Annotated in this window: 17 protein-coding genes and 1 tRNA gene; 6 read left to right on the forward strand and 12 right to left on the reverse strand. The window is 70.0% G+C overall.

Annotated elements, in window-relative coordinates:
* Positions 1-10: 10 nt before the first annotated feature.
* Together ACFVMC_RS16520 and ACFVMC_RS16525 are read right to left on the reverse strand one after the other, a co-directional pair.
* Complete coding sequence (locus ACFVMC_RS16520; protein ID WP_379211046.1) at positions 11-436, reverse strand: hypothetical protein; 426 nt, start codon at positions 434-436, stop codon at positions 11-13.
* Positions 433-1,140 (reverse strand): hypothetical protein, encoded by a 708-nt coding sequence (locus tag ACFVMC_RS16525; RefSeq protein WP_379211048.1) that lies wholly within the window; start codon positions 1,138-1,140, stop codon positions 433-435. Before ACFVMC_RS16525 ends, ACFVMC_RS16520 begins: the two co-directional genes overlap by 4 nt.
* A gap of 365 nt (positions 1,141-1,505) precedes the next feature.
* Here ACFVMC_RS16525 and ACFVMC_RS16530 point away from each other — a divergent pair, with 365 nt between their 5' ends.
* Positions 1,506-2,477: an alpha/beta hydrolase gene (locus tag ACFVMC_RS16530; protein ID WP_379211050.1), complete on the forward strand. Its 972-nt coding sequence runs from the start codon at positions 1,506-1,508 to the stop codon at positions 2,475-2,477.
* Positions 2,478-2,527: 50 nt separating this feature from the next.
* Here the strand turns inward: ACFVMC_RS16530 and ACFVMC_RS16535 are convergent, their stop codons facing one another.
* On the reverse strand, positions 2,528-2,806 hold the full coding sequence (locus tag ACFVMC_RS16535; protein ID WP_379211052.1) for a hypothetical protein: 279 nt from the start codon (positions 2,804-2,806) through the stop codon (positions 2,528-2,530).
* Between the two features lie 10 nt (positions 2,807-2,816).
* The gene (locus tag ACFVMC_RS16540; protein ID WP_379211054.1) at positions 2,817-3,194 is read right to left on the reverse strand and encodes a PLD nuclease N-terminal domain-containing protein; all 378 of its coding nucleotides are present in this window, start codon (positions 3,192-3,194) and stop codon (positions 2,817-2,819) included.
* A gap of 204 nt (positions 3,195-3,398) precedes the next feature.
* On the opposite strand from ACFVMC_RS16540, the gene ACFVMC_RS16545 reads away from it, so the two are divergent.
* The gene (locus ACFVMC_RS16545; protein ID WP_379211055.1) at positions 3,399-3,944 is read left to right on the forward strand and encodes an SLATT domain-containing protein; all 546 of its coding nucleotides are present in this window, start codon (positions 3,399-3,401) and stop codon (positions 3,942-3,944) included.
* A gap of 136 nt (positions 3,945-4,080) precedes the next feature.
* Here ACFVMC_RS16545 and ACFVMC_RS16550 read toward each other — a convergent pair.
* Positions 4,081-4,153: transfer RNA gene (locus ACFVMC_RS16550), tRNA-Asn, on the reverse strand.
* A 214-nt stretch (positions 4,154-4,367) separates the two neighbouring features.
* On the opposite strand from ACFVMC_RS16550, the gene ACFVMC_RS16555 reads away from it, so the two are divergent.
* The gene (locus ACFVMC_RS16555; RefSeq protein WP_209899577.1) at positions 4,368-4,613 is read left to right on the forward strand and encodes a hypothetical protein; all 246 of its coding nucleotides are present in this window, start codon (positions 4,368-4,370) and stop codon (positions 4,611-4,613) included.
* A 59-nt stretch (positions 4,614-4,672) separates the two neighbouring features.
* Here ACFVMC_RS16555 and dnaG read toward each other — a convergent pair whose 3' ends face one another.
* Genes dnaG through ACFVMC_RS16575 form a run of 4 tightly spaced genes read right to left on the reverse strand, consistent with a single transcriptional unit; the run spans position 4,673 to position 9,279 of the window.
* Positions 4,673-6,580, reverse strand: coding sequence for a DNA primase (dnaG, locus tag ACFVMC_RS16560; RefSeq protein WP_379211057.1), 1,908 nt, complete (start codon positions 6,578-6,580; stop codon positions 4,673-4,675).
* A gap of 43 nt (positions 6,581-6,623) precedes the next feature.
* Positions 6,624-7,868, reverse strand: coding sequence for a deoxyguanosinetriphosphate triphosphohydrolase (locus tag ACFVMC_RS16565; protein WP_379211058.1), 1,245 nt, complete (start codon positions 7,866-7,868; stop codon positions 6,624-6,626).
* 6 nt (positions 7,869-7,874) lie between these two features.
* On the reverse strand, positions 7,875-8,552 hold the full coding sequence (locus tag ACFVMC_RS16570; RefSeq protein ID WP_379211541.1) for a YdcF family protein: 678 nt from the start codon (positions 8,550-8,552) through the stop codon (positions 7,875-7,877).
* A 52-nt stretch (positions 8,553-8,604) separates the two neighbouring features.
* On the reverse strand, positions 8,605-9,279 hold the full coding sequence (locus tag ACFVMC_RS16575; protein WP_379211060.1) for an MBL fold metallo-hydrolase: 675 nt from the start codon (positions 9,277-9,279) through the stop codon (positions 8,605-8,607).
* A gap of 30 nt (positions 9,280-9,309) precedes the next feature.
* On the opposite strand from ACFVMC_RS16575, the gene ACFVMC_RS16580 reads away from it, so the two are divergent.
* On the forward strand, positions 9,310-11,331 hold the full coding sequence (locus tag ACFVMC_RS16580; RefSeq protein ID WP_379211062.1) for a TPM domain-containing protein: 2,022 nt from the start codon (positions 9,310-9,312) through the stop codon (positions 11,329-11,331).
* Position 11,332: 1 nt separating this feature from the next.
* Here the strand turns inward: ACFVMC_RS16580 and ACFVMC_RS16585 are convergent, their stop codons facing one another.
* Positions 11,333-12,775 carry a molybdopterin-dependent oxidoreductase gene (locus ACFVMC_RS16585; protein WP_379211064.1) on the reverse strand — a complete coding sequence of 481 codons (1,443 nt, stop codon included), beginning with the start codon at positions 12,773-12,775 and terminating at the stop codon, positions 11,333-11,335.
* Between the two features lie 149 nt (positions 12,776-12,924).
* Positions 12,925-13,212, reverse strand: coding sequence for a hypothetical protein (locus ACFVMC_RS16590; RefSeq protein ID WP_379211066.1), 288 nt, complete (start codon positions 13,210-13,212; stop codon positions 12,925-12,927).
* A gap of 201 nt (positions 13,213-13,413) precedes the next feature.
* Between ACFVMC_RS16590 and ACFVMC_RS16595 the strand changes: the two genes are divergently transcribed.
* Positions 13,414-14,625: a PucR family transcriptional regulator gene (locus tag ACFVMC_RS16595; RefSeq protein WP_379211068.1), complete on the forward strand. Its 1,212-nt coding sequence runs from the start codon at positions 13,414-13,416 to the stop codon at positions 14,623-14,625.
* Here ACFVMC_RS16595 and ACFVMC_RS16600 read toward each other — a convergent pair.
* Positions 14,622-16,181, reverse strand: coding sequence for a lipase family protein (locus ACFVMC_RS16600; RefSeq protein ID WP_379211070.1), 1,560 nt, complete (start codon positions 16,179-16,181; stop codon positions 14,622-14,624). The two genes, ACFVMC_RS16595 and ACFVMC_RS16600, sit on opposite strands and share 4 nt — an antisense overlap.
* Before the next feature lie 235 nt (positions 16,182-16,416).
* On the opposite strand from ACFVMC_RS16600, the gene ACFVMC_RS16605 reads away from it, so the two are divergent.
* Positions 16,417-16,857: a helix-turn-helix domain-containing protein gene (locus ACFVMC_RS16605; RefSeq protein ID WP_379211072.1), complete on the forward strand. Its 441-nt coding sequence runs from the start codon at positions 16,417-16,419 to the stop codon at positions 16,855-16,857.
* Positions 16,858-16,874 lie beyond the last annotated feature (17 nt).

Consider the following 16,874-nt stretch of genomic DNA (forward strand, 5'->3'; position numbering starts at 1 on the left):
GCGCCCCGGTTCACAGTCGGCCCGCCTCCCGGACGACGCGCCGGGTCTGGGCGAACAGCATGCCGACATTCACCGATTCGCGGCAGACCACGACCACCACGATGTCGGCGCGACTCGGCGTGCGCAGGAACAGGTGGGCGAGATTGTCGCTGTTGACCAGGATCTCCTGGAAGTAGTGCTGGTCGGTGCGGATGCCGCGGCGTTCCTTCCAGATGTCCTCGATCATCACCACATTGCGGCCCTGGAACAGTTCCAGGGTGGCCGCGGTGAGCAGGTCGAGAACTTCGGCCGGGTGGTTGTCCACCGTCTGCACCGCGAGCAACATGCCGGTCGACATGTCGATGGCGCCGGCCGCGAGGCATTCCGGCACGTCGGCGCGGAGCTGTTTGACCAGCAGTCCGATCCGGTCGGTGAGATTGGCCTGGGGGCTGTTCATGGTTTCCCTTCGGGCACCCGGTGTCCGGGTGGGTACAGGTCGTTGATGCCGCTGGCGTCGCGGCGGCGGCGCGGCAGGGCGGGGGTGGTCGTGCGGTGGCCGCGGTCCCGATCCGTCACTGTCACAACGTTTTCCGCGAGCAGCCGGGTGACCTCGACGGTGGTGGCGTAGAGGCCGCGATGGCGCAGGAACGCGAGGTCGCGACAGGTGCGCCGGCCGTTGACGCGGGCCAGGAGCTCGCGGCTCGCGCCGCCGCGCAGGAGGCTGTCGCCGAATGCGGTGCGGGCGAGGTGATTACGGTGTGGGGCGAGGTGCGCGCCGGCGACGCCGCGGAGCCTGCGAGTGGTTTCGGTGGCGAGCAGGTGCGGGGCGATCGGATCGATGTCCGGTTGTCGCGGTATGGCGGGCACCCAGAAGCAGTCGCCGATCCAGCCGCTGGCCACAGCGAACGCCGCGTCGAGCGTTGTCGCGAAATGCAATATCCGCAATTCCGCCGAACCGGGGGCCGGACGCCCTGGGCGTGCCAATAATTCGGCTACTCCGGGAGCGCCTGGTGAATCGACGGCGATCACCATTCCGTGTTGCAGTCGAATTTCGCCGCCGGGTTCTCCGGTGACCCGCAATATGGCGGTGCGCCGACTTTTCGACGCACCGTCCAGTATCCCCAACACCGATTCGATGCTCGCCTCGGTGCCGGTAGTCATGGGCGTCTCCGCCGAATGGCTATAAAACGAGTAAGGGTCGAGGTTTGCGCAAAATGTTCATGAAAGGTCCCAGAAGAATTGGTGAGAGAAACTTGAAAGAAGCCCGGCTCCGATTAACCCAGCCGGTCTGGCTAACATCCTGACACCCCGGAGGCTTTGAAGCAACAACTTCCGGCAAATTAATTACATACCCTGCGGTCGATTTGCTGGCTAACTTTTGCCGCGTCGGTCGGGTGCGCGGAGACACGAATCTGGTTGGTGTTGCTAACGATTCGGCTGTCACATACTCTGCTGAGGGTTGTCATCAGATCGTAGTACTGCCATCTGCGGAAGTCGGGGTCCGGGCAGTAAGGAGGGGATCCCGTATGCGTTTCGGTATGGCCGAACGGATCAGAGCGAGAGCGAAACATGTGCTGGCGGTCGGCGCGACCGCGCTGCTGCTACCCATCGTGGCCGGCGGATCGGCGCCCGCGCACGCCGCCCCGGCGGGCGGCTTCGAAGAGTTGACCGTGCAGTCGAGCATGGGCCCGATCAAGGTGCAGGTGCAGTGGGCGAAACGCGGTGGCGGCGCGGCGCTCTACCTGCTCGACGGCATGGCCGCCCGCGACGATCGCAACGCGTGGTCGTTCGAGACCAACGCGCTGCAACAGTTCGCCGAAGACGATGTCACGCTGGTGATGCCGGTCGGCGGGCTGTCGAGCTGGTATCAGGACTGGGCCGCTCCCAGCAACACCAACGGCCAGAAGCTGACCTACAAGTGGGAGACGTTCCTCACCCGAGAACTGCCCGATTTCCTTGCCGGATACGGTGTTTCGAGGACGAACAACGCGGTCGCCGGGCTGTCCATGAGCGGCAGCGCCGCCCTGCAACTCGCCGCCTACCATCGGGATCAGTTCAAGTACGCCGCCTCGTACTCCGGTGCGCTGAACATCTCCGCCCCGGGAATGCGGGAAGCCATCCGGGTCGCCGTATTGCGCTGGGGCGCATACAACATCGATTCGATGGCGCCGCCGTGGAGCCCGCAGTGGCTGCGCATGGACCCGTTCGTGTTCGCGCCACAGCTGCGCGGCCTGCCCATGTACATCTCGGCCGGCGGCGCGCTGCCCGGCGAATTCAACCGCCCGCAGAACGTCGGCCAGGTCTTCGACACCGGCGTCGGCATGGGTATCGAGGCGGTCACCCTACTGAACACCCGCGCCTTCCAATATCGCCTCAACACTCTGAAGATCCCCGCCACCTACAGCTTCCCGGCCACCGGCACCCATACCTGGAAGTACTGGGAGGTGGAGTTGTCGAAATCCCGCCCGGGCATTCTGTCCGCTCTCGGCATCGGCTGAATTGCTTTGCCCGGGAGTCTCGCCCGTGCGCGGCTCCCGGCCGGAGCGGTTCAGAGTTGCGGGGACGAATCGACCAGCAGTTGGTTTGCGAGGTCCGGCGGTGTGTCCGGGGGAAGAGTGATGGCGCTCAGCAGATCTCGGAAGCTCGCCTTGTCCTCGGCCGTGACCGCGATTCCCGTGGCGACCAGCGCCCAGGCGAGATCGTTTGCGACGAGCGCCCATTCGCCTACCACGCACTTTTCGCGCAGGCTCCGCACGAGCGTCGGCCGAATCCGGTCGCTGTAGCGATCGAGCAGCTCGATGACCTGCGCGGCGTACCGGCCCGCCATGATCCGGCGCCTAAACCTGTTCGCCTTGTTCGCGCCGGCGGTCCTGCTCGCGCTGCCGTTCCGCTTCCTGTCGCCGCGCTTCCGCACGCTGCTGTTCGGCTCGCTCGCGCAGCCCGCGCAGGAACTCTTCGTCGGCGGCGGCGTCCTGGGCGACGTAGCGTCCGGGGCGATCGTATTCGGCGTAGCGGGTCGTCGAGCGCGGCGCCTCGTGCAGCGGGCGGCCGAGGATCAGCCAGAGCAGCGCCCCCACGGTCGGCACCAGGATGACGATCACCAGCCATCCGCCTTTGGGCAGGTGCCGGATTCCGCCCTCCGGGCAGGTGATGATGTCGATCAGGCAGTACACCCACAACGCCAGCGTGATCAGTCCGACGACCGCGTACGGCATCGCATGCTCCTCGTTTTCGCGCCGGGCCCTCGACCGACGAAATCCCCACCGAGCCGGAAACGGCCTGGTCGCAGACTCTACCGCAGAAATTGCCCGCCGCGAACGGCACGGTAGTGTAGCCCTGGGCACAGATCGACATCTGTTGTGCGCCAACGGAATGGGCCGGCCCGCGGGGGGATCGGTGGAGAGAACAGGATGCTGCCGATGGTCGAGATTCCCGCCGACATGCCCGCCGAGCTCGACCCCATCGCGCAGGAGGTCCACCGGATCCTGGAGGGCGCGATCTGGAGCACGCACGGCCAATTCGAGCAGATGAAGATCTGGCGTGCGATGAACATGGTGCTCGGTGTCCCCGCCGCCATTCTCGCGGCCATCGCCGGCGGCACCGGCCTCGCCGCCACCGAAGCCACCTCGGTCCCAGGCATTCTCGCGTTGACCGCCGCCGGTTTCGGCGCGGCCCTGACCACCCTCAACCCCTCCCGTCGCGCCGAACAGACACACGCGGCCGGCAACGCCTACCTGGAACTGCAAACCGCGGCCCGCCAACTCCTGACCATCCGCCTGTCTCGCCTCGGCTTCGAGGAGGCCGAGGAAGAACTCCGCGCACTCACCGCCCGCCGCGACACCATCAACAAGGCCGCCGACCCCATCAACGCCTTCTCCTACCGCCGCGCCCGCCGCAACATCTCCCCGAAGGGCAAACAGGACTTCGCGGTCGACCGCCGAGCGAACATCGCCACGACCTCCTGATGCCGGGCCGGCCACGATCCCGGGAACCGGCCCCGCGCTGACGGGAAATAGCGAGAATGCCCCGCGCTCCGCCGTCCCCTGATATGATTCTGGCCCCTGACCGATGCGCTCTCGCGCCGGTCAGGGGCCAAATCTGCTCCCCCATCTGGACTCGAACCAGAAACCTGCCGATTAACAGTCGGCTGCTCTGCCAATTGAGCTATAGGGGACTATCAGGTGGCTCATCCGTGCTGGGCGGGCCGAGATGAAACTTTAGCGTACGGGTGGGTTGGTTCCCAAATCGCGGGTCTACCTGCGGGAATGTGGAGTCGGAGGTCGGGGGATGCGGGGGCGCGGGCGACGCGCGGTGGGCGGATCGACAGTTGTCGGTGGCTTCGGGCAGGATAGGGGCGCGCACAAGCGAATTGGGAGGAGCTCTACGAGATGCTGCGGTTGATCATCGGCGTCGCCGCCGGGTACGTGCTCGGGACCAAGGCGGGCCGGGTCCGCTACGAGCAGATCAGCGCGGCCACCCGCGCGGTCACGGGCAGCCCGGTGACTCGCAAACTGGTGCAGGTCGGCCGGCAGAAACTGTCCGACAAGCTGAGCACCCGGCCGCAGCTGGAACCGATGGAGCCGCTCGACGAGCGCACCACGGTCCTGATCCCGCACGATCAGCTGCGCCGCTGAGCCTCCGATCACGCTGAGCCGCAGCCGTTCTCGGCGGCGGCTCCGGCGTGATCGTGGCCTCAGGCCGGGGCGAAGTCGTCGGAATTGCCCATGGCCTGGGTGAGCAGGCTCTTGCGGTACTGCTCCAAGGCCACCAGATCGCCGAACAGCGCCATGTAGGTGTCGGGTTCCTCGGACGACGACAGCCGTTGCAGCCGCGATTTCAGCTCCGCGACCTGCCGTCCGACCCATGCCTCCTGCGCGCGCGCCAGCACGCCGGTGATGAACCGGGGAATATCGTCGGCGGACTTCACCGGCAGCGGCTCGCTGGCCAGCTCCGACACGAAAGCCTGCACGGTCAGATCCTCGGCGCCGTCGGCGACGGCATTGATCCAGTCGGCGCCGCCCAGCCCGCTGGACGCGCCGCCGGCCTGCGCGATCAAGGCGCGCACCGCGACATAGGCCGGGTGCGTGAACGCCTCCGGCTCGAGCGAATCGAAGACGGGCCCGGCGATCGCGGGATACTGCAATGCCGCGCACAGCACCTGCCGCTGCGGCAACAGCACCGGATCGTTCGGTTTCGGCCGCGCCGCGGGATGCTCGGCCGCTGGGGCCGCCCCGGGAGCGGCGGCGCGGGCGGGGCCACCGGTGCGGACCCGTTTGGCCTCCTCGCCGACCCGGCGCACCACGGACTGGATATCGTCCCAGCCGACCCAGCCCGCCAGGCGGGTGGCGTACGCCTTGCGGGTGGCGTTGTCCTTGATCTGCGCGACCACCGGCACCGCCCGTCGCAGCGCCTCGACCTGCCCCTCCACCTGGTCCAGATTGTGATCGGCGAGCAGACCGCGAATCACGAACTCGTACAGCGGAGTCCGGCGTGCGATCAGATCACGCACCGCACCGTCACCGGAATGCTGACGCAGCTCACACGGGTCCTGACCGTCGGGCGCGATCGCGATGTAGGTCTGCCCCGCCAGCCGCTGGTCACCGGAGAAGGCCTTCAGCGCGGCCGCCTGCCCGGCGGCGTCACCGTCGAAGGTGTAGATGATCTCGCCGCGCCAGAAGTTGTCGTCCATCAGCAGCCGCCGCAGGATCGCCATGTGCTCGTCGCCGAACGCCGTGCCGCAGGAGGCGACCGCGGTCTTCACACCCGCCAGGTGCATGGCCATCACATCGGTGTAGCCCTCGACGACCACCGCCTGATGCCCCTTGGCGATATCGCGTTTGGCGTGATCCAGGCCGAACAGCACCTGGGACTTCTTGTACAGCACCGTCTCCGGCGTGTTGATGTACTTGCCGGGCATGGTGTCGTCGTCGAACAGCTTGCGCGCACCGAATCCGATGACCTCGCCGCCCAGATTCCGGATCGGCCACAGCAGCCGGCGGTGGAACCGGTCGATCGGGCCCCGCTTGCCCTGTTTGGACAGGCCCGCCGCCTCCAGCTCCTTGAACTCGAAACCCTTGCGCAGCAGATGCTTGGTGAGGGTGTCCCAGCCGTCGGGGGCGTACCCACAGCCGAACTGCTGGGCCGCGGCGCCGTCGAAGTTGCGATCGGTCAGATACTTTCGCGCGGCCTCGGCCTCGGGTTCGCGCAGCCTGCCCATGTAGAACTCGTGTGCGGCGGCATTGGCGGCGACCAGCCGGGCGCGGGTACCCCGGTCGCGCTGCACCGAGGTGCCGCCGCCCTCGTAATTGATCTGGTAGCCGACCCGGTCGGCCATCTGCTCGACCGCTTCGACGAACCCGATGTGCTCGATCTTCTGCAGGAACTTGTAGACATCGCCGCCCTCGCCGCAGCCGAAGCAGTGGAAGACCCCGATGTGGGGGCGCACATGAAACGAGGGAGACTTCTCGTCGTGGAAGGGGCACAGGCCCTTCTCCGAGTCGGCGCCCGCGCGCTTGAGTGCGACGTACTCGCCGACGACTTCCTCGATCCGGACCCGTTCGCGGATTGCCGCGATATCGCGATCTGGGATTCGTCCGGCCACGGCACGAGTCTAGGGCAATCGATCACCGACACGCCCACCGGCGTCACGCCGTCGCGGCGACCCGCTCGAGCCGGCTCTCGGTGTAGGAGGCGATCTGGTCGACGATGACGCGGACCCGGGCGGTGTCGTCGTCGGCGGCCTTCCACCAGGGCAGCAGGATCGGATCCAGCCCCGCGGGGGCGATGTCGAGCAGGTGCGCGGCGACGGCGTGGATGCGGGCGCGCTGATCGTCCTGGCGGCGGCGGTGCGCCGCATCGGACATGACGTAGTGCAGCGCGACGGTCTTGAGCATCGCGACCTCGGCGGCCACCACGGCGGGCACCTCCAGGTCGGCGGCGTAACGGGCGATCGGGCCGGGCCCCGCGACCAGCCGGGTGGCCGTGATGGCGGCGGTGGCGAACCGGCCGACGAGTTCGCTGGTGAGCTGCTTCAACGCCACCGAGCTGGCGAAACCGCCGTCGTAGGCGGCGGCCGCGGCGACGACGGGCAGGTCGGAGAGGCGGTGGGCGGCGGCGATCAGGTCGTCGGCCGACAGGTCGGGATGGCGCTGGTGCCCGATCCGGGCGAGTTCGGCCTGCACGACCGGGTCGATGAGCTCACGGAGATCGATGCGGCCCGCGATGACGCCGTCCTCGACGTCGTGCACCGAGTACGCGACATCGTCGGACCAGTCCATCACCTGGCATTCCAGGCTCTGCCGCCGTTCGGGCGCACCCGCGCGGATCCAGGCCAGGCGGTCGGTGTCGATGGCGTAGGCGCCGAACTTGGTGCCGGGACCGGTTCTGCCCCACGGGTATTTCAGCGCCGAGTCGAGCGCGGCGCGGGTCAGGTTGAGTCCGGCGCTGCGGCCGTCGGGAGTCAGCACCTTGGGCTCGAGCCTGGTCAGAATGCGCAGGTTCTGCGCGTTGCCCTCGAAACCGCCGTGCTGGTCGGCGAATTGGTCGAGCGCCTTCTCGCCGTTGTGGCCGTAGGGCGGATGGCCGATGTCGTGGGCCAGCCCGGCCAGGTCGACCAGGTCGGGATCGCAGCCGAGCCCTTCGGCGATGGCGCGGCCGATCTGGGCGACCTCGATCGAGTGGGTGAGCCGGGTGCGCGGGGTGTCACCGTCGCGCGGGCCCATCACCTGGGTTTTGTCGGCGAGCCGGCGCAGGGCGGCCGAATGCAGGACGCGGGCGCGGTCGCGGGCGAATTCGGTGCGGTGCCCGGTTTCGCGTTCGGAGGGGCCCAGCGCGGCGGTCTTGGCGCTCTCGACCACCATCCGTTCCCGGTCGTGTGCGGTGTAGGTCATCGAATATCACTGCCCGGCTGTGTATTCGAAGTCGGCGGAGAAGTGGGTGAGCTGATACCAGAGCAGTGCGCCGGTCTCGCGGGCGATGCCGTGCGCCTGGGATTCGCGGGTGTAGACGGCGGGGCCGGTGCGGGTGGGCGCCGTCCAGGCGTCCAGACCGGCGTCGCGGGCCATGGTCCGGGTGCGCAGGGAATGCCAAGGGTCGCTGACCAATACGGCCGAGGACAGCTCGCGTTCGTGCATCGCGCCGGCGACGGCCTCGACGCTGCGCAGGGTGTCCGAACCGGTTTCCACGGCGAGTATCCGATCGCCGGGGACACCGAGGGATTCGAGGTAGTTCTTGCCCGACGCGGCCTCGGTGTACAGATCGCCCTCCTGCTTGCCGCCCACGGTGATGACCCGCGGGGCCACCCCGAGCTCGAACAGTTTCGCGGCCTGGGCCAACCGCGCCTCGAACACCGAGGACGGGGTGCCGGAGTACTGCGCGGCGCCGAGCACGACGATCGCGTCGGCCTTGGTGTAATCCTCGATCCGCGCGACCTGCCAGACCCGAAACGCGGTGCCGCCCACCAGCACCAGCCCCATCAGGACGGTGCCGAGCAGCAGCCGCCGCGCCCAGCGCGCGAGCCCGGAGCCGCCGCGCGGCGCGACGGAACCGGAGCCCGGGCCGGAGCCGGGGCGCATGGATGGCGAATTCACGAATCCAAGTCTGCCAGGCCGCACCGACACCGGCGGGTCACCATCCGCGTGCGCGCCATTCGTTCAGGTGCGGACGTTCGACGCCCAGCGTCGTGTCGTCGCCGTGGCCCGGGTAGACGACGGTGTCGTCGGGGTGCGGCGCGAAGAGTTCGGTGGTGACATCGGCGTAGAGCGTGTCGAAGTCGGCGGGTGTGCCGGTTTTGCCGAGCCCGCCCGGAAACAGCGAATCCCCGGTGAACAGATGGACGCGGCCGGACTCGTCGGTGAGGGCGAGCGCGACCGAGCCCGGGGTGTGGCCGCGCAGGTGCACCACGGCCAAACGCAGCTCACCGATCTCCAGGGTGTCGCCGCCGGCGAGGAGGCGGTCGGGTGCGACCGGCAGCGGCGCCGCATCCAGTTCGTGCGCCGCGGTCGGCACGCCCAGTGCGGTGACGACGTCCTTCAATCCCCACCAGTGGTCGGGATGCTGGTGGGTGGTCACGATCAGGGCGACCTTGCCCGGTGCTTCCTGCTCGACGAGCTCGGTGATCCGCTCGGGTTCGTTGGCGGCGTCGATGAGCAGGGCGGGGCCGGTCACGCATTGGATCAGATAGCAGTTGTTGTCCATTCCGCCCACGGACATCTTGATGATCCGGGCTCCTGGGATGTCGCGCTGCTGCGGATTGCCGCCCGGCGACACGTGGCCGGTGTACGGACGGTCGATGGTGATCATTTCCGCAGCATATCCAGTTAGATTCAACTTATGCAGCTGCCATGGAGCCGCCTCGCCCGCTGGTCTGCTTCACTTCTCGCCGGCTTCACGCTGGTCTGTGTGGCGCTGCTGAGCGCACCGGCCGCGGCCGCGCCCCCGGGCCGCATGGACGCCTATGTGCTCGACGATTCGAATGCCCTCGGCCCGGGCGAACTCGACCGGGTGCGCGCCGCGGTGGAGCGGCTCTACACCGACCACCAGGTGCGATTGTGGATCGCCTACGTGCCGGATTTCGACGGTCTCGGCGCGGAGACCTGGGCCGAGCGCACCGCCGGGGCATCCGGGTTCGGCAATCGGGATCTGCTGCTCGCGGTCGCCACCGAATCCCGGGACTACTGGTTCTACGGCGATCTGCCCAGCGGCGTCGGCGACAGCGAACTGGATGACCTGCTGACCCGCGAGGTCGAACCGGCCCTGCACGACAGTCGCTGGGCCGACGCCGGAATCGCGGCGGCCGACGGCCTGGGCGCGGCCCTGCGCGGCGGCACCGGCGGCGGCCGCACGGCGGCGGTGCTGTGGGCGCTGGTCGGGGTGGGCGTGCTCGGATTCGGCGGGTTCTGGCTGTGGCGGCGCAAACAGCGCCGCGATCTGGGGCGCGCCCAGTTGGACGCGGCCCGCAGGCTCGATCTCGGCGACAGCGTCGCGCTCGCCGCGCTGCCGCTGGACATCCTGCACCAGCGGTCCCGGGAGGCCCTGGTCGACATCGACAACGCGATCCGCACCAGCGCCGAGGAACTCGAGATCGCCACCGGCGAATTCGGCGCGACCGCGGTGAGCCCGTTCGCGACGGCGTTGGCGAACGCGAAAGCTGCCGCGTCCAAGGCTTTTTCGATTCGGCAGCAACTCGACGACGAGATCCCGGAGACGCCCGACGAGCAGCGGGCCCTGCTGGTCGAACTGCTCGGCACCATCGGCCGTGCCGACGGGGAGCTCGAGGCCCGCGTCACCGAGTTCGATCAGATGCGCAGTCTGCTCATCAACGCACCCGCCCGGCTGGACGCGCTCACCCGCGATCTGGTCGAGCTGACCGGTCGTCTGCCCGGCTCCGAGGCCGAGCTCGCCCGGCTCGGCGCCGCGCATCCGGCGAGTGTGCTGGCCCCGATCCGGGACAACGTCGGCATGGCACGGGAGCGGATCACCTTCGCCGAGCAGAATGTCGATATCGGCCGGGACGCACTGGTGCAGCCGGTGGGCAAGCAGGGGGCGGCGGTTCCGGCCATCCGGTCGGCCGAGGGGGCGGTGGGCCAGGCCCGCACGCTGCTGGACGCGGTGGACAACGCCGCCGGCGATATCGAGCAGGCCCGGGCCGGATTGCCGGCGGCCCTGGCGGAACTGCGCCAGGACCTGGCCGACGCCGCCGGTCTCACCACACACGGCGGCCCCGAACTGACTGCCGCGATCAACGTCGCGCGGCAAGCGCTCACCACGGCCGAATCCGCCGCCGAAGCCGACCCGCTGGGCAGCTTCCACGCCGCCGTGGCCGCCGACGGCGACCTCGATCAGGCCATCGCCGCGGCCACCGACCGCAAACTCGCCGCCGAGGATCTGGCCCGCCGGTTGGCGCAGACACTCACCGACGCCCGCGCCCGCGTGCAGCAGGCCGGTGACTACATCGGAACCCGCCGCGGCGGCGTCGAGGCGCCCGCGCGCACCCGGCTCTCCGAGGCACAGCGCAGCCTGGACGAGGCACAGCGGCTCAGCGCCACCAACCCGGCCGACGCGCTACGCAGCGCGCGGTCCGCCGCCGATCTGGCGGGGCGCGCGCTCCAGGAAGCCCAGGCCGACGTGGCCGCCTGGGAATCCAGCCGGTCCCAGTACACCGGGTCCTACGGCCGCGGGCCCTTCGGCGGCGGTTTCGGCGGCGGCGGAGCCGTACTCGGCGGCATCCTGATCGAGGACATGCTGCGTGGCGCGGGCGGTTACCGCCGCTCCTCCGGTGCCGGTGGCTGGAGCGCGGGCTCCTACGGCGGTTCCGCCGGGTCGCGCCGGATCAGCCGCGGCGGTCGCTTCTGAGTCAGACCTCCACTGTCACGGTGTGCAGTCCGGTCGGCCCCACGGGAAACGGCGGCCGCGGCGTCGCGTCCTGGGTCAGGCCGGACCGGCTGATGGCCCGCACCTGAAGGGTGTGGCTGCCCGCGGGCAGTTTCAGGGTGGTGCGCCAGCGCCGCCAGGCCGCGGGCGCGAGTTCGGCGCCCAGCTCGACGGATTGCCAGTCCTCCTGTCCCACCCGGATTTCCACCGCCTCCACGCCGTGCGGCGGCGCCCAGGCCACCCCCGCGACGGTGGTGGTGCCCGCGACCTCGCGGCCCGGCAGCGTGCTGTCGACGCGGGCGTGCGGATGCACCCGCAGCAGCTCGCGGGTCCAGCCACGCCGCACCCAGTAGTCGGAGTGGGTGTCGTCGGCGAGTTCGAGTTCGCTCAGCCACTTCGCGCCGGTGTACTGACCGTAGAGGCCGGGCACGAAGACACGCGCCGGGAAACCGTGTGCGGGGGACAGGGGCTGGCCGTTCATCCCGACCACCAGATAGCCGGGCAGCTCGCCCGAGCGCAGCGCCGCCAGCGGCAGCGAGATCGTGTACCCGTCGACGGCCCGGGTGACCAGCCGGGTGGCCCCGGCATCCGGGATGGCGTGCTGGAGCAGATCCGCCAGCGGCACCCCCGACCAGCGCGCGTTGGCCGCCCGGCCCTCGCCCGCCCGGTTGTGCACGCACACCATCACCGCGTCGAAGTCGACCGCGTCGGCGACCAGGTCGGCCAGCGAGAGCCGCAGCGTGTGCGCTACCTGCCCGGTGACCGACAACCGCCACCGGTCCGGATCGATCCGCGGCGGCCGCAGATTCACATCGGCCACATACATCTTGTGCTCCGGGGTGATCAGAGCGGACAGGCCCGGCTCGTTCTCCAGCCCGTCCTCGGGCAGCGGGGCCGCCGTGCCGAGGGCGCCGAGCCGTCGAATCCCGGTGTCCTGTTTGCGATCCAGATCGCGGTGCAGCAGTTCGGCGACCCCGAGCAGTCCCGCGCCGGCCGCCGCCCAGCCCAGCGCGCCGAACACGGTGCGCGGCCTCCGCCCCAGCCCGGTCGCGATCACCCCGGTCGCGGCGGCGGCGCCCAGCACGCCGGCCGCCGACCGTCCGGCGGCCAGCGCGCCCGTGGCGGCACCGGCCGCCAGCGCACCGGGCACCCGGATCCGACCCGGCAGCCCGCCGAGCACGGCGGTGGCCGCGACCACGCCGGCACCCACGCCCGCCCGGGTCGCGGCCTTGTCGTGTCGCCCCGACATCGCGACCGTCGCCTCTACGACGGGAATCGGCGCGGTGTCGATCATCGCCCGTCCGATCGTGTCGAGCAGCGACCCGCCGCGCGCCGCGGCGACCACCTCGCCGAGACCCAGCGCCGCCACACCGACCGCCGCCGCGCCGAGGGCGCCGCCCCGCTTCCGATCCTCTTTTGTCCGCACTGCCCGAACACCCGCCTCCGCTGATCGATCTCGCATCGCTAACCCGCATTCTCCACGAATCCGGGCGGGGGCCAACCCCTTTCACCGGCGCCGCCCGGTCCGGGAGTATGCCCGGCCCGTGCGGCGGTGGCGCGGGGAGGTCCGCGGGTCTAGCGCAGATAGGCGCGGGTGACCGTGCTGTGCAGCAGCCCGGCCATCTCCGTCACCGGGTACGGGTCGGCGTCGCCGAGCGCTTCCAGCACGCCGTCGTCGACCATCCGGTGCACGGTCTCGGCCGGGACGCCGTGCGCGGCGCACAGCACGGCGAGGGTCTCCAGGTTGCGCAGTCCGGCGGCGCCGTCGTAGTCGGCCGCCTCGAACAGGGCCAGAGCCAGCCCGAGCCGGGCGCGCAACAGGGCGTCGCGGTGGGCGGATTCCTCGTTCGGTGGTCGATGCACGGCGATCCCCTCCGTCGGCCCGTGGTCATGGTCAACGACCCTAGAAGCCGCGGAATAGCCGTTCGCTCTGGCGCGCGCATTTGGTGAGGGTTCACAACCCTTTTCGCCTGAGCTGTTGTGTGCCACGACGTTCGGCCGTAGCGACCGGATTGCCGGGGCCGCGGCGATAGCCTGGGGCGGCTCCGCGGAAGGGAGTTCCCGATGTCCGATCTCACGGTCTCCGGCCAGCCGGTCACCTCCTCGCTGAAGGATGTCCGGGCCCTGTCCAAGCGCATGGTCGGGCACTTCCTGGAAACGGTGGTCCCGTGCCGGACGCTGCCCGGCGAAGCGCTCAACGGCGACATCACCACCATCACCCGGGTATGCCTGGAACTGGCGGTGAGCATGCTCGACGGCACCGACATCCCCGGCAAGACCCAGCAGCTGGCGGCCACGGCCGCGGCCTGGGCCCGCGAGGGCATTCCGATCGACACCATCCATCACGCGGTGCACGAGGGATTCAAGCTCGGCTTCGACCTGGTGCTGACCAACGCCACCGCCGAGGACTTCGACACTCTCAAGCTGCTCACCCGGCGTCTGATGGAGGTGCTCGACACCATCACCACCACGGTGGCGCTCGGCTATGTGCGGGAGTTGCGCACGGTCGTCAGCGAGCACCACACCGCGGCGCACACGCTGACCTCGGCGCTGCTGAGCGGGCACGCGAACTCGACCATGGCACGGGAGTGTGGTATCGAGATCGCCGCGTCCTACCAGGTGTTCGCGCTGTCGCTGGGTGTGCATCCCGACGAGCGCGATCCCGCGCTCGATCGAGAGGTGGTGGCGCGCCGCAAGTTACGGCGGGTGCAGGCCGCGCTGGCGACCCGCTTCGGCGCGGCGGTGCTCTCGCTGCTCAGCGTCGACGGCGGCACGGTGCTGCTGCCCGCTACCCTGCTGGTCGGCGCCGAGCTCGACGACCTGATCACCGACCTGTCCGGCGCCGCGCAAGCCCCGATCACCGGGGCCGTGATCGAGGCCGTCGCGCGCGAGGTGCCCGAAGCCGCCGACCGTGCCCACGAGGTGCTCGACATGGTCGCGCGATTGCAGGACGCGCCCAAGCTGTACCGGTTCGACGACCTGGCCCTGGAGTATCAGCTGACCCGGCCCGGCCCGGCACTGGACTATCTGCGCACCCTGCTCGACCCGCTCGAGGAGCATGCCGATCTGCTCGAAACCCTGCGCTGCCACATCGCCAACAATCTGAATCGGCAGCGCACCGCGCGGGTCATGCACGTGCACACCAACACCATCGACTACCGGCTCAAACGGATCACCCAGCTGACCGGCCTGGACGCGACCCAGGCGGCGGGCCTGTGGTACCTGCGCTCGGCGATCGTGGCGCGCAGCCACCACCGGCAGCGAGCCGGTGGTTAGAACCGGCCGAACAGCCACTGGCCGGGCGCGTCCGCGCCCCGGCAGAACTCGCGCAACCCGACGACGATCTCGTCGACGTCGATCGCACCGCTGCGATCGGTGTCCAGCAGCGCGAATTCGCGATCCGCGAGCGGCACCGGGATCCGGCAGGCCGAACACAGCGCGCCGAACTCGGCCCGGCTCAGCACGCCGTCACCGTTGGTATCCACCAGTGTGAGAACGGATTCGGCCAGCGGCCGCAGCAACTCGTCGAAATCCGCGGCGCTCAGCCGCTGCACCCACTGCCGGTACTCGGTGGCGCTGACCCGATGGTCGCCGCTGGTATCGGCCGCCGACAGTCCGCGCCACAGATTCAGATAGCCGTCGCGCACCGCCCGCGCGCCCGGCGTACCCGGTGACTGCCGCAGCGCCTGGACCAGCCGCAGCGCGAACGCCTCGAAATCGTCGCGGCGCAGGAAACCGTCGTGGGTGGCGTCGAGCGCGTGGAAGCCGCGATAGGCGGGCTCGCTGATCGCGTCCTCGGTGAGCTGGGTGCGCGCCCAATCGACGGCGTCGTGCCGCGCGTGATCCAGTACCTGGGAATGGTCGGCGTCCGCGCAGCGCACGTAGTGCACCGCGGTGCCGGAACCCGCGGAAGCGGCGGCGTAACGGTCGACCAGGGCTTCGGGCACGATCAGGTCCAGGTCCGCACCGGCCAGGAACATCGGGCGGTCCAGCCGGGCGGCGGGAACGGTGGCCGCGGCCAGGACGGTCTGCACGGTCGGCTCGAAGGACAGATCGACGACCCCGGCGGCCGCGTTGGTGACACCCGCGCAGGCCCGCATCATCTCGACGAAGGTCAGTTCCTTGGCCCGGTCGATCAGGTCACGGCCGGTGCCGGTCAGCAGGGTGCCGGGATCGAAAGTGGGATGGCTGGTGGTCAGGCCCGCCAGCAGCAGCGGCACGATCGGGCTCAGCTGGCCCTTCGGATTACGGGTCAGCTGGGTGATCAGTTCGGACAGATACACCGGCGGGCACAGCGCCACCCCACCGCGGAAGTCGAGTTCCGGCGCGTAGCCGGTGGCCATGAGCGAGACGTGCAGCGCGGCATGCCCGCCCTGGGAGAACCCGACCACCATCCAGCGTGAGCTGACCGGATGGTCCAGGCCGCGGGCCGCGCGCACCGCGTCCACCACGTCGTCGGCGACGGCCTCGCCGTTGAAGTACGGGTGCGGACCGGGCGCCGCGAGACCCTCGTAATCGGTGGCGGCCACGACGTTTCCACCCGCCAGCCAGCCGTCGATGTGGTCGCGCTCGAGCCGCAGGAAGCCGGTGCGCGAGGGTGCGGCGGCGGTGCCGAGACCTGTCGTGCCGTGCGCGTAACCGATCACCGGCCAGCCGTCGGCGGGCGCGGCGCCCTGCGGTACGAAGACCGAAGCGGTGACGATCTGCGGCCGGCCCGCGTAGTCGGTGCCGCGATAGAAGACCCGATAGCCGGCCAGCGCGTGGTCGGGCCACAGCTGGCGTGGCAGTTCGGTCCAGCGGAGCACGGTGCCGGGTGCGTGTGGTGCCCTCATCGGCTGCTGCCTTCCGGGACGACGGTGGCTGGGGCGTTGGTTCCGGACGGGATTATTCAAGGCCGGGGGCCAACGCCATCGATGACACGCCGTCGGGCGATACCAGGCACTCGGGTCGGCGTCCCGGCGGCGCGCCGACACCGGCACCCTGCCACGAATCAGAGCAAACACGTGGCAGTCTTCCCTGTGCTCCAGACGGAGCCAGTCCAGAGGAGGGGTGAGTTGTATGGCGAAAATGGGTAGGCGCAAGCGGTCGAGGCTCATCACGGCGGGGCTCATGGCTCCGGACAAGCAGGCGGGCGGGACCCCGGCCGCCGGGACGGAGCGCAAGCCGCCCGCGCCGTCGAAGAGCTCGCCGAAGTCCGCTGCGCCCAAGACGGCAGCGCCCGAGCCCGCTGCGCCCGAGACCACCGCCGCGCCCGCACCGGCCGCCGCGGGCGCGCCCGATCTCGCCGCGCTCGCCGAGCAGGTCAAGGCGCGCCGCCGCGAAAAGGGTTGGACTCAGGCCGATGTCGCACGCAACGGCGGCCCGTCGGCGGGAACGATCAGCCAGATCGAACGCTGCCTGAGCGAGGACCCGGCCGCGGATACGCTCGCCAAACTCGACGCCGGTCTGCAGTGGCCCGAGCACACCGCCGACGCCATCCTGCGCGGTGAGATGGCCGGCGCGCACTGACCGTCTCCGGCCGGGAT

Origin of the sequence: Nocardia sp. NPDC127579 (assembly GCF_042672005.1) — a bacterium.
Classification (GTDB): Bacteria; Actinomycetota; Actinomycetes; order Mycobacteriales; family Mycobacteriaceae; genus Nocardia.

Coding starts and splice junctions, on each gene's coding strand:
- ACFVMC_RS16520 (WP_379211046.1), bottom strand. CDS start 436: ATGAACAGCCCCCAGGCCAATCTCACCGACCGGATCGGACTGCTGGTC.
- ACFVMC_RS16525 (WP_379211048.1), bottom strand. CDS start 1,140: ATGACTACCGGCACCGAGGCGAGCATCGAATCGGTGTTGGGGATACTG.
- ACFVMC_RS16530 (WP_379211050.1), top strand. CDS start 1,506: ATGCGTTTCGGTATGGCCGAACGGATCAGAGCGAGAGCGAAACATGTG.
- ACFVMC_RS16535 (WP_379211052.1), bottom strand. CDS start 2,806: ATGGCGGGCCGGTACGCCGCGCAGGTCATCGAGCTGCTCGATCGCTAC.
- ACFVMC_RS16540 (WP_379211054.1), bottom strand. CDS start 3,194: ATGCCGTACGCGGTCGTCGGACTGATCACGCTGGCGTTGTGGGTGTAC.
- ACFVMC_RS16545 (WP_379211055.1), top strand. CDS start 3,399: ATGGTCGAGATTCCCGCCGACATGCCCGCCGAGCTCGACCCCATCGCG.
- ACFVMC_RS16555 (WP_209899577.1), top strand. CDS start 4,368: ATGCTGCGGTTGATCATCGGCGTCGCCGCCGGGTACGTGCTCGGGACC.
- ACFVMC_RS16565 (WP_379211058.1), bottom strand. CDS start 7,868: ATGACCTACACCGCACACGACCGGGAACGGATGGTGGTCGAGAGCGCC.
- ACFVMC_RS16570 (WP_379211541.1), bottom strand. CDS start 8,552: ATGCGCCCCGGCTCCGGCCCGGGCTCCGGTTCCGTCGCGCCGCGCGGC.
- ACFVMC_RS16575 (WP_379211060.1), bottom strand. CDS start 9,279: ATGATCACCATCGACCGTCCGTACACCGGCCACGTGTCGCCGGGCGGC.
- ACFVMC_RS16580 (WP_379211062.1), top strand. CDS start 9,310: ATGCAGCTGCCATGGAGCCGCCTCGCCCGCTGGTCTGCTTCACTTCTC.
- ACFVMC_RS16595 (WP_379211068.1), top strand. CDS start 13,414: ATGTCCGATCTCACGGTCTCCGGCCAGCCGGTCACCTCCTCGCTGAAG.
- ACFVMC_RS16600 (WP_379211070.1), bottom strand. CDS start 16,181: ATGAGGGCACCACACGCACCCGGCACCGTGCTCCGCTGGACCGAACTG.
- ACFVMC_RS16605 (WP_379211072.1), top strand. CDS start 16,417: ATGGGTAGGCGCAAGCGGTCGAGGCTCATCACGGCGGGGCTCATGGCT.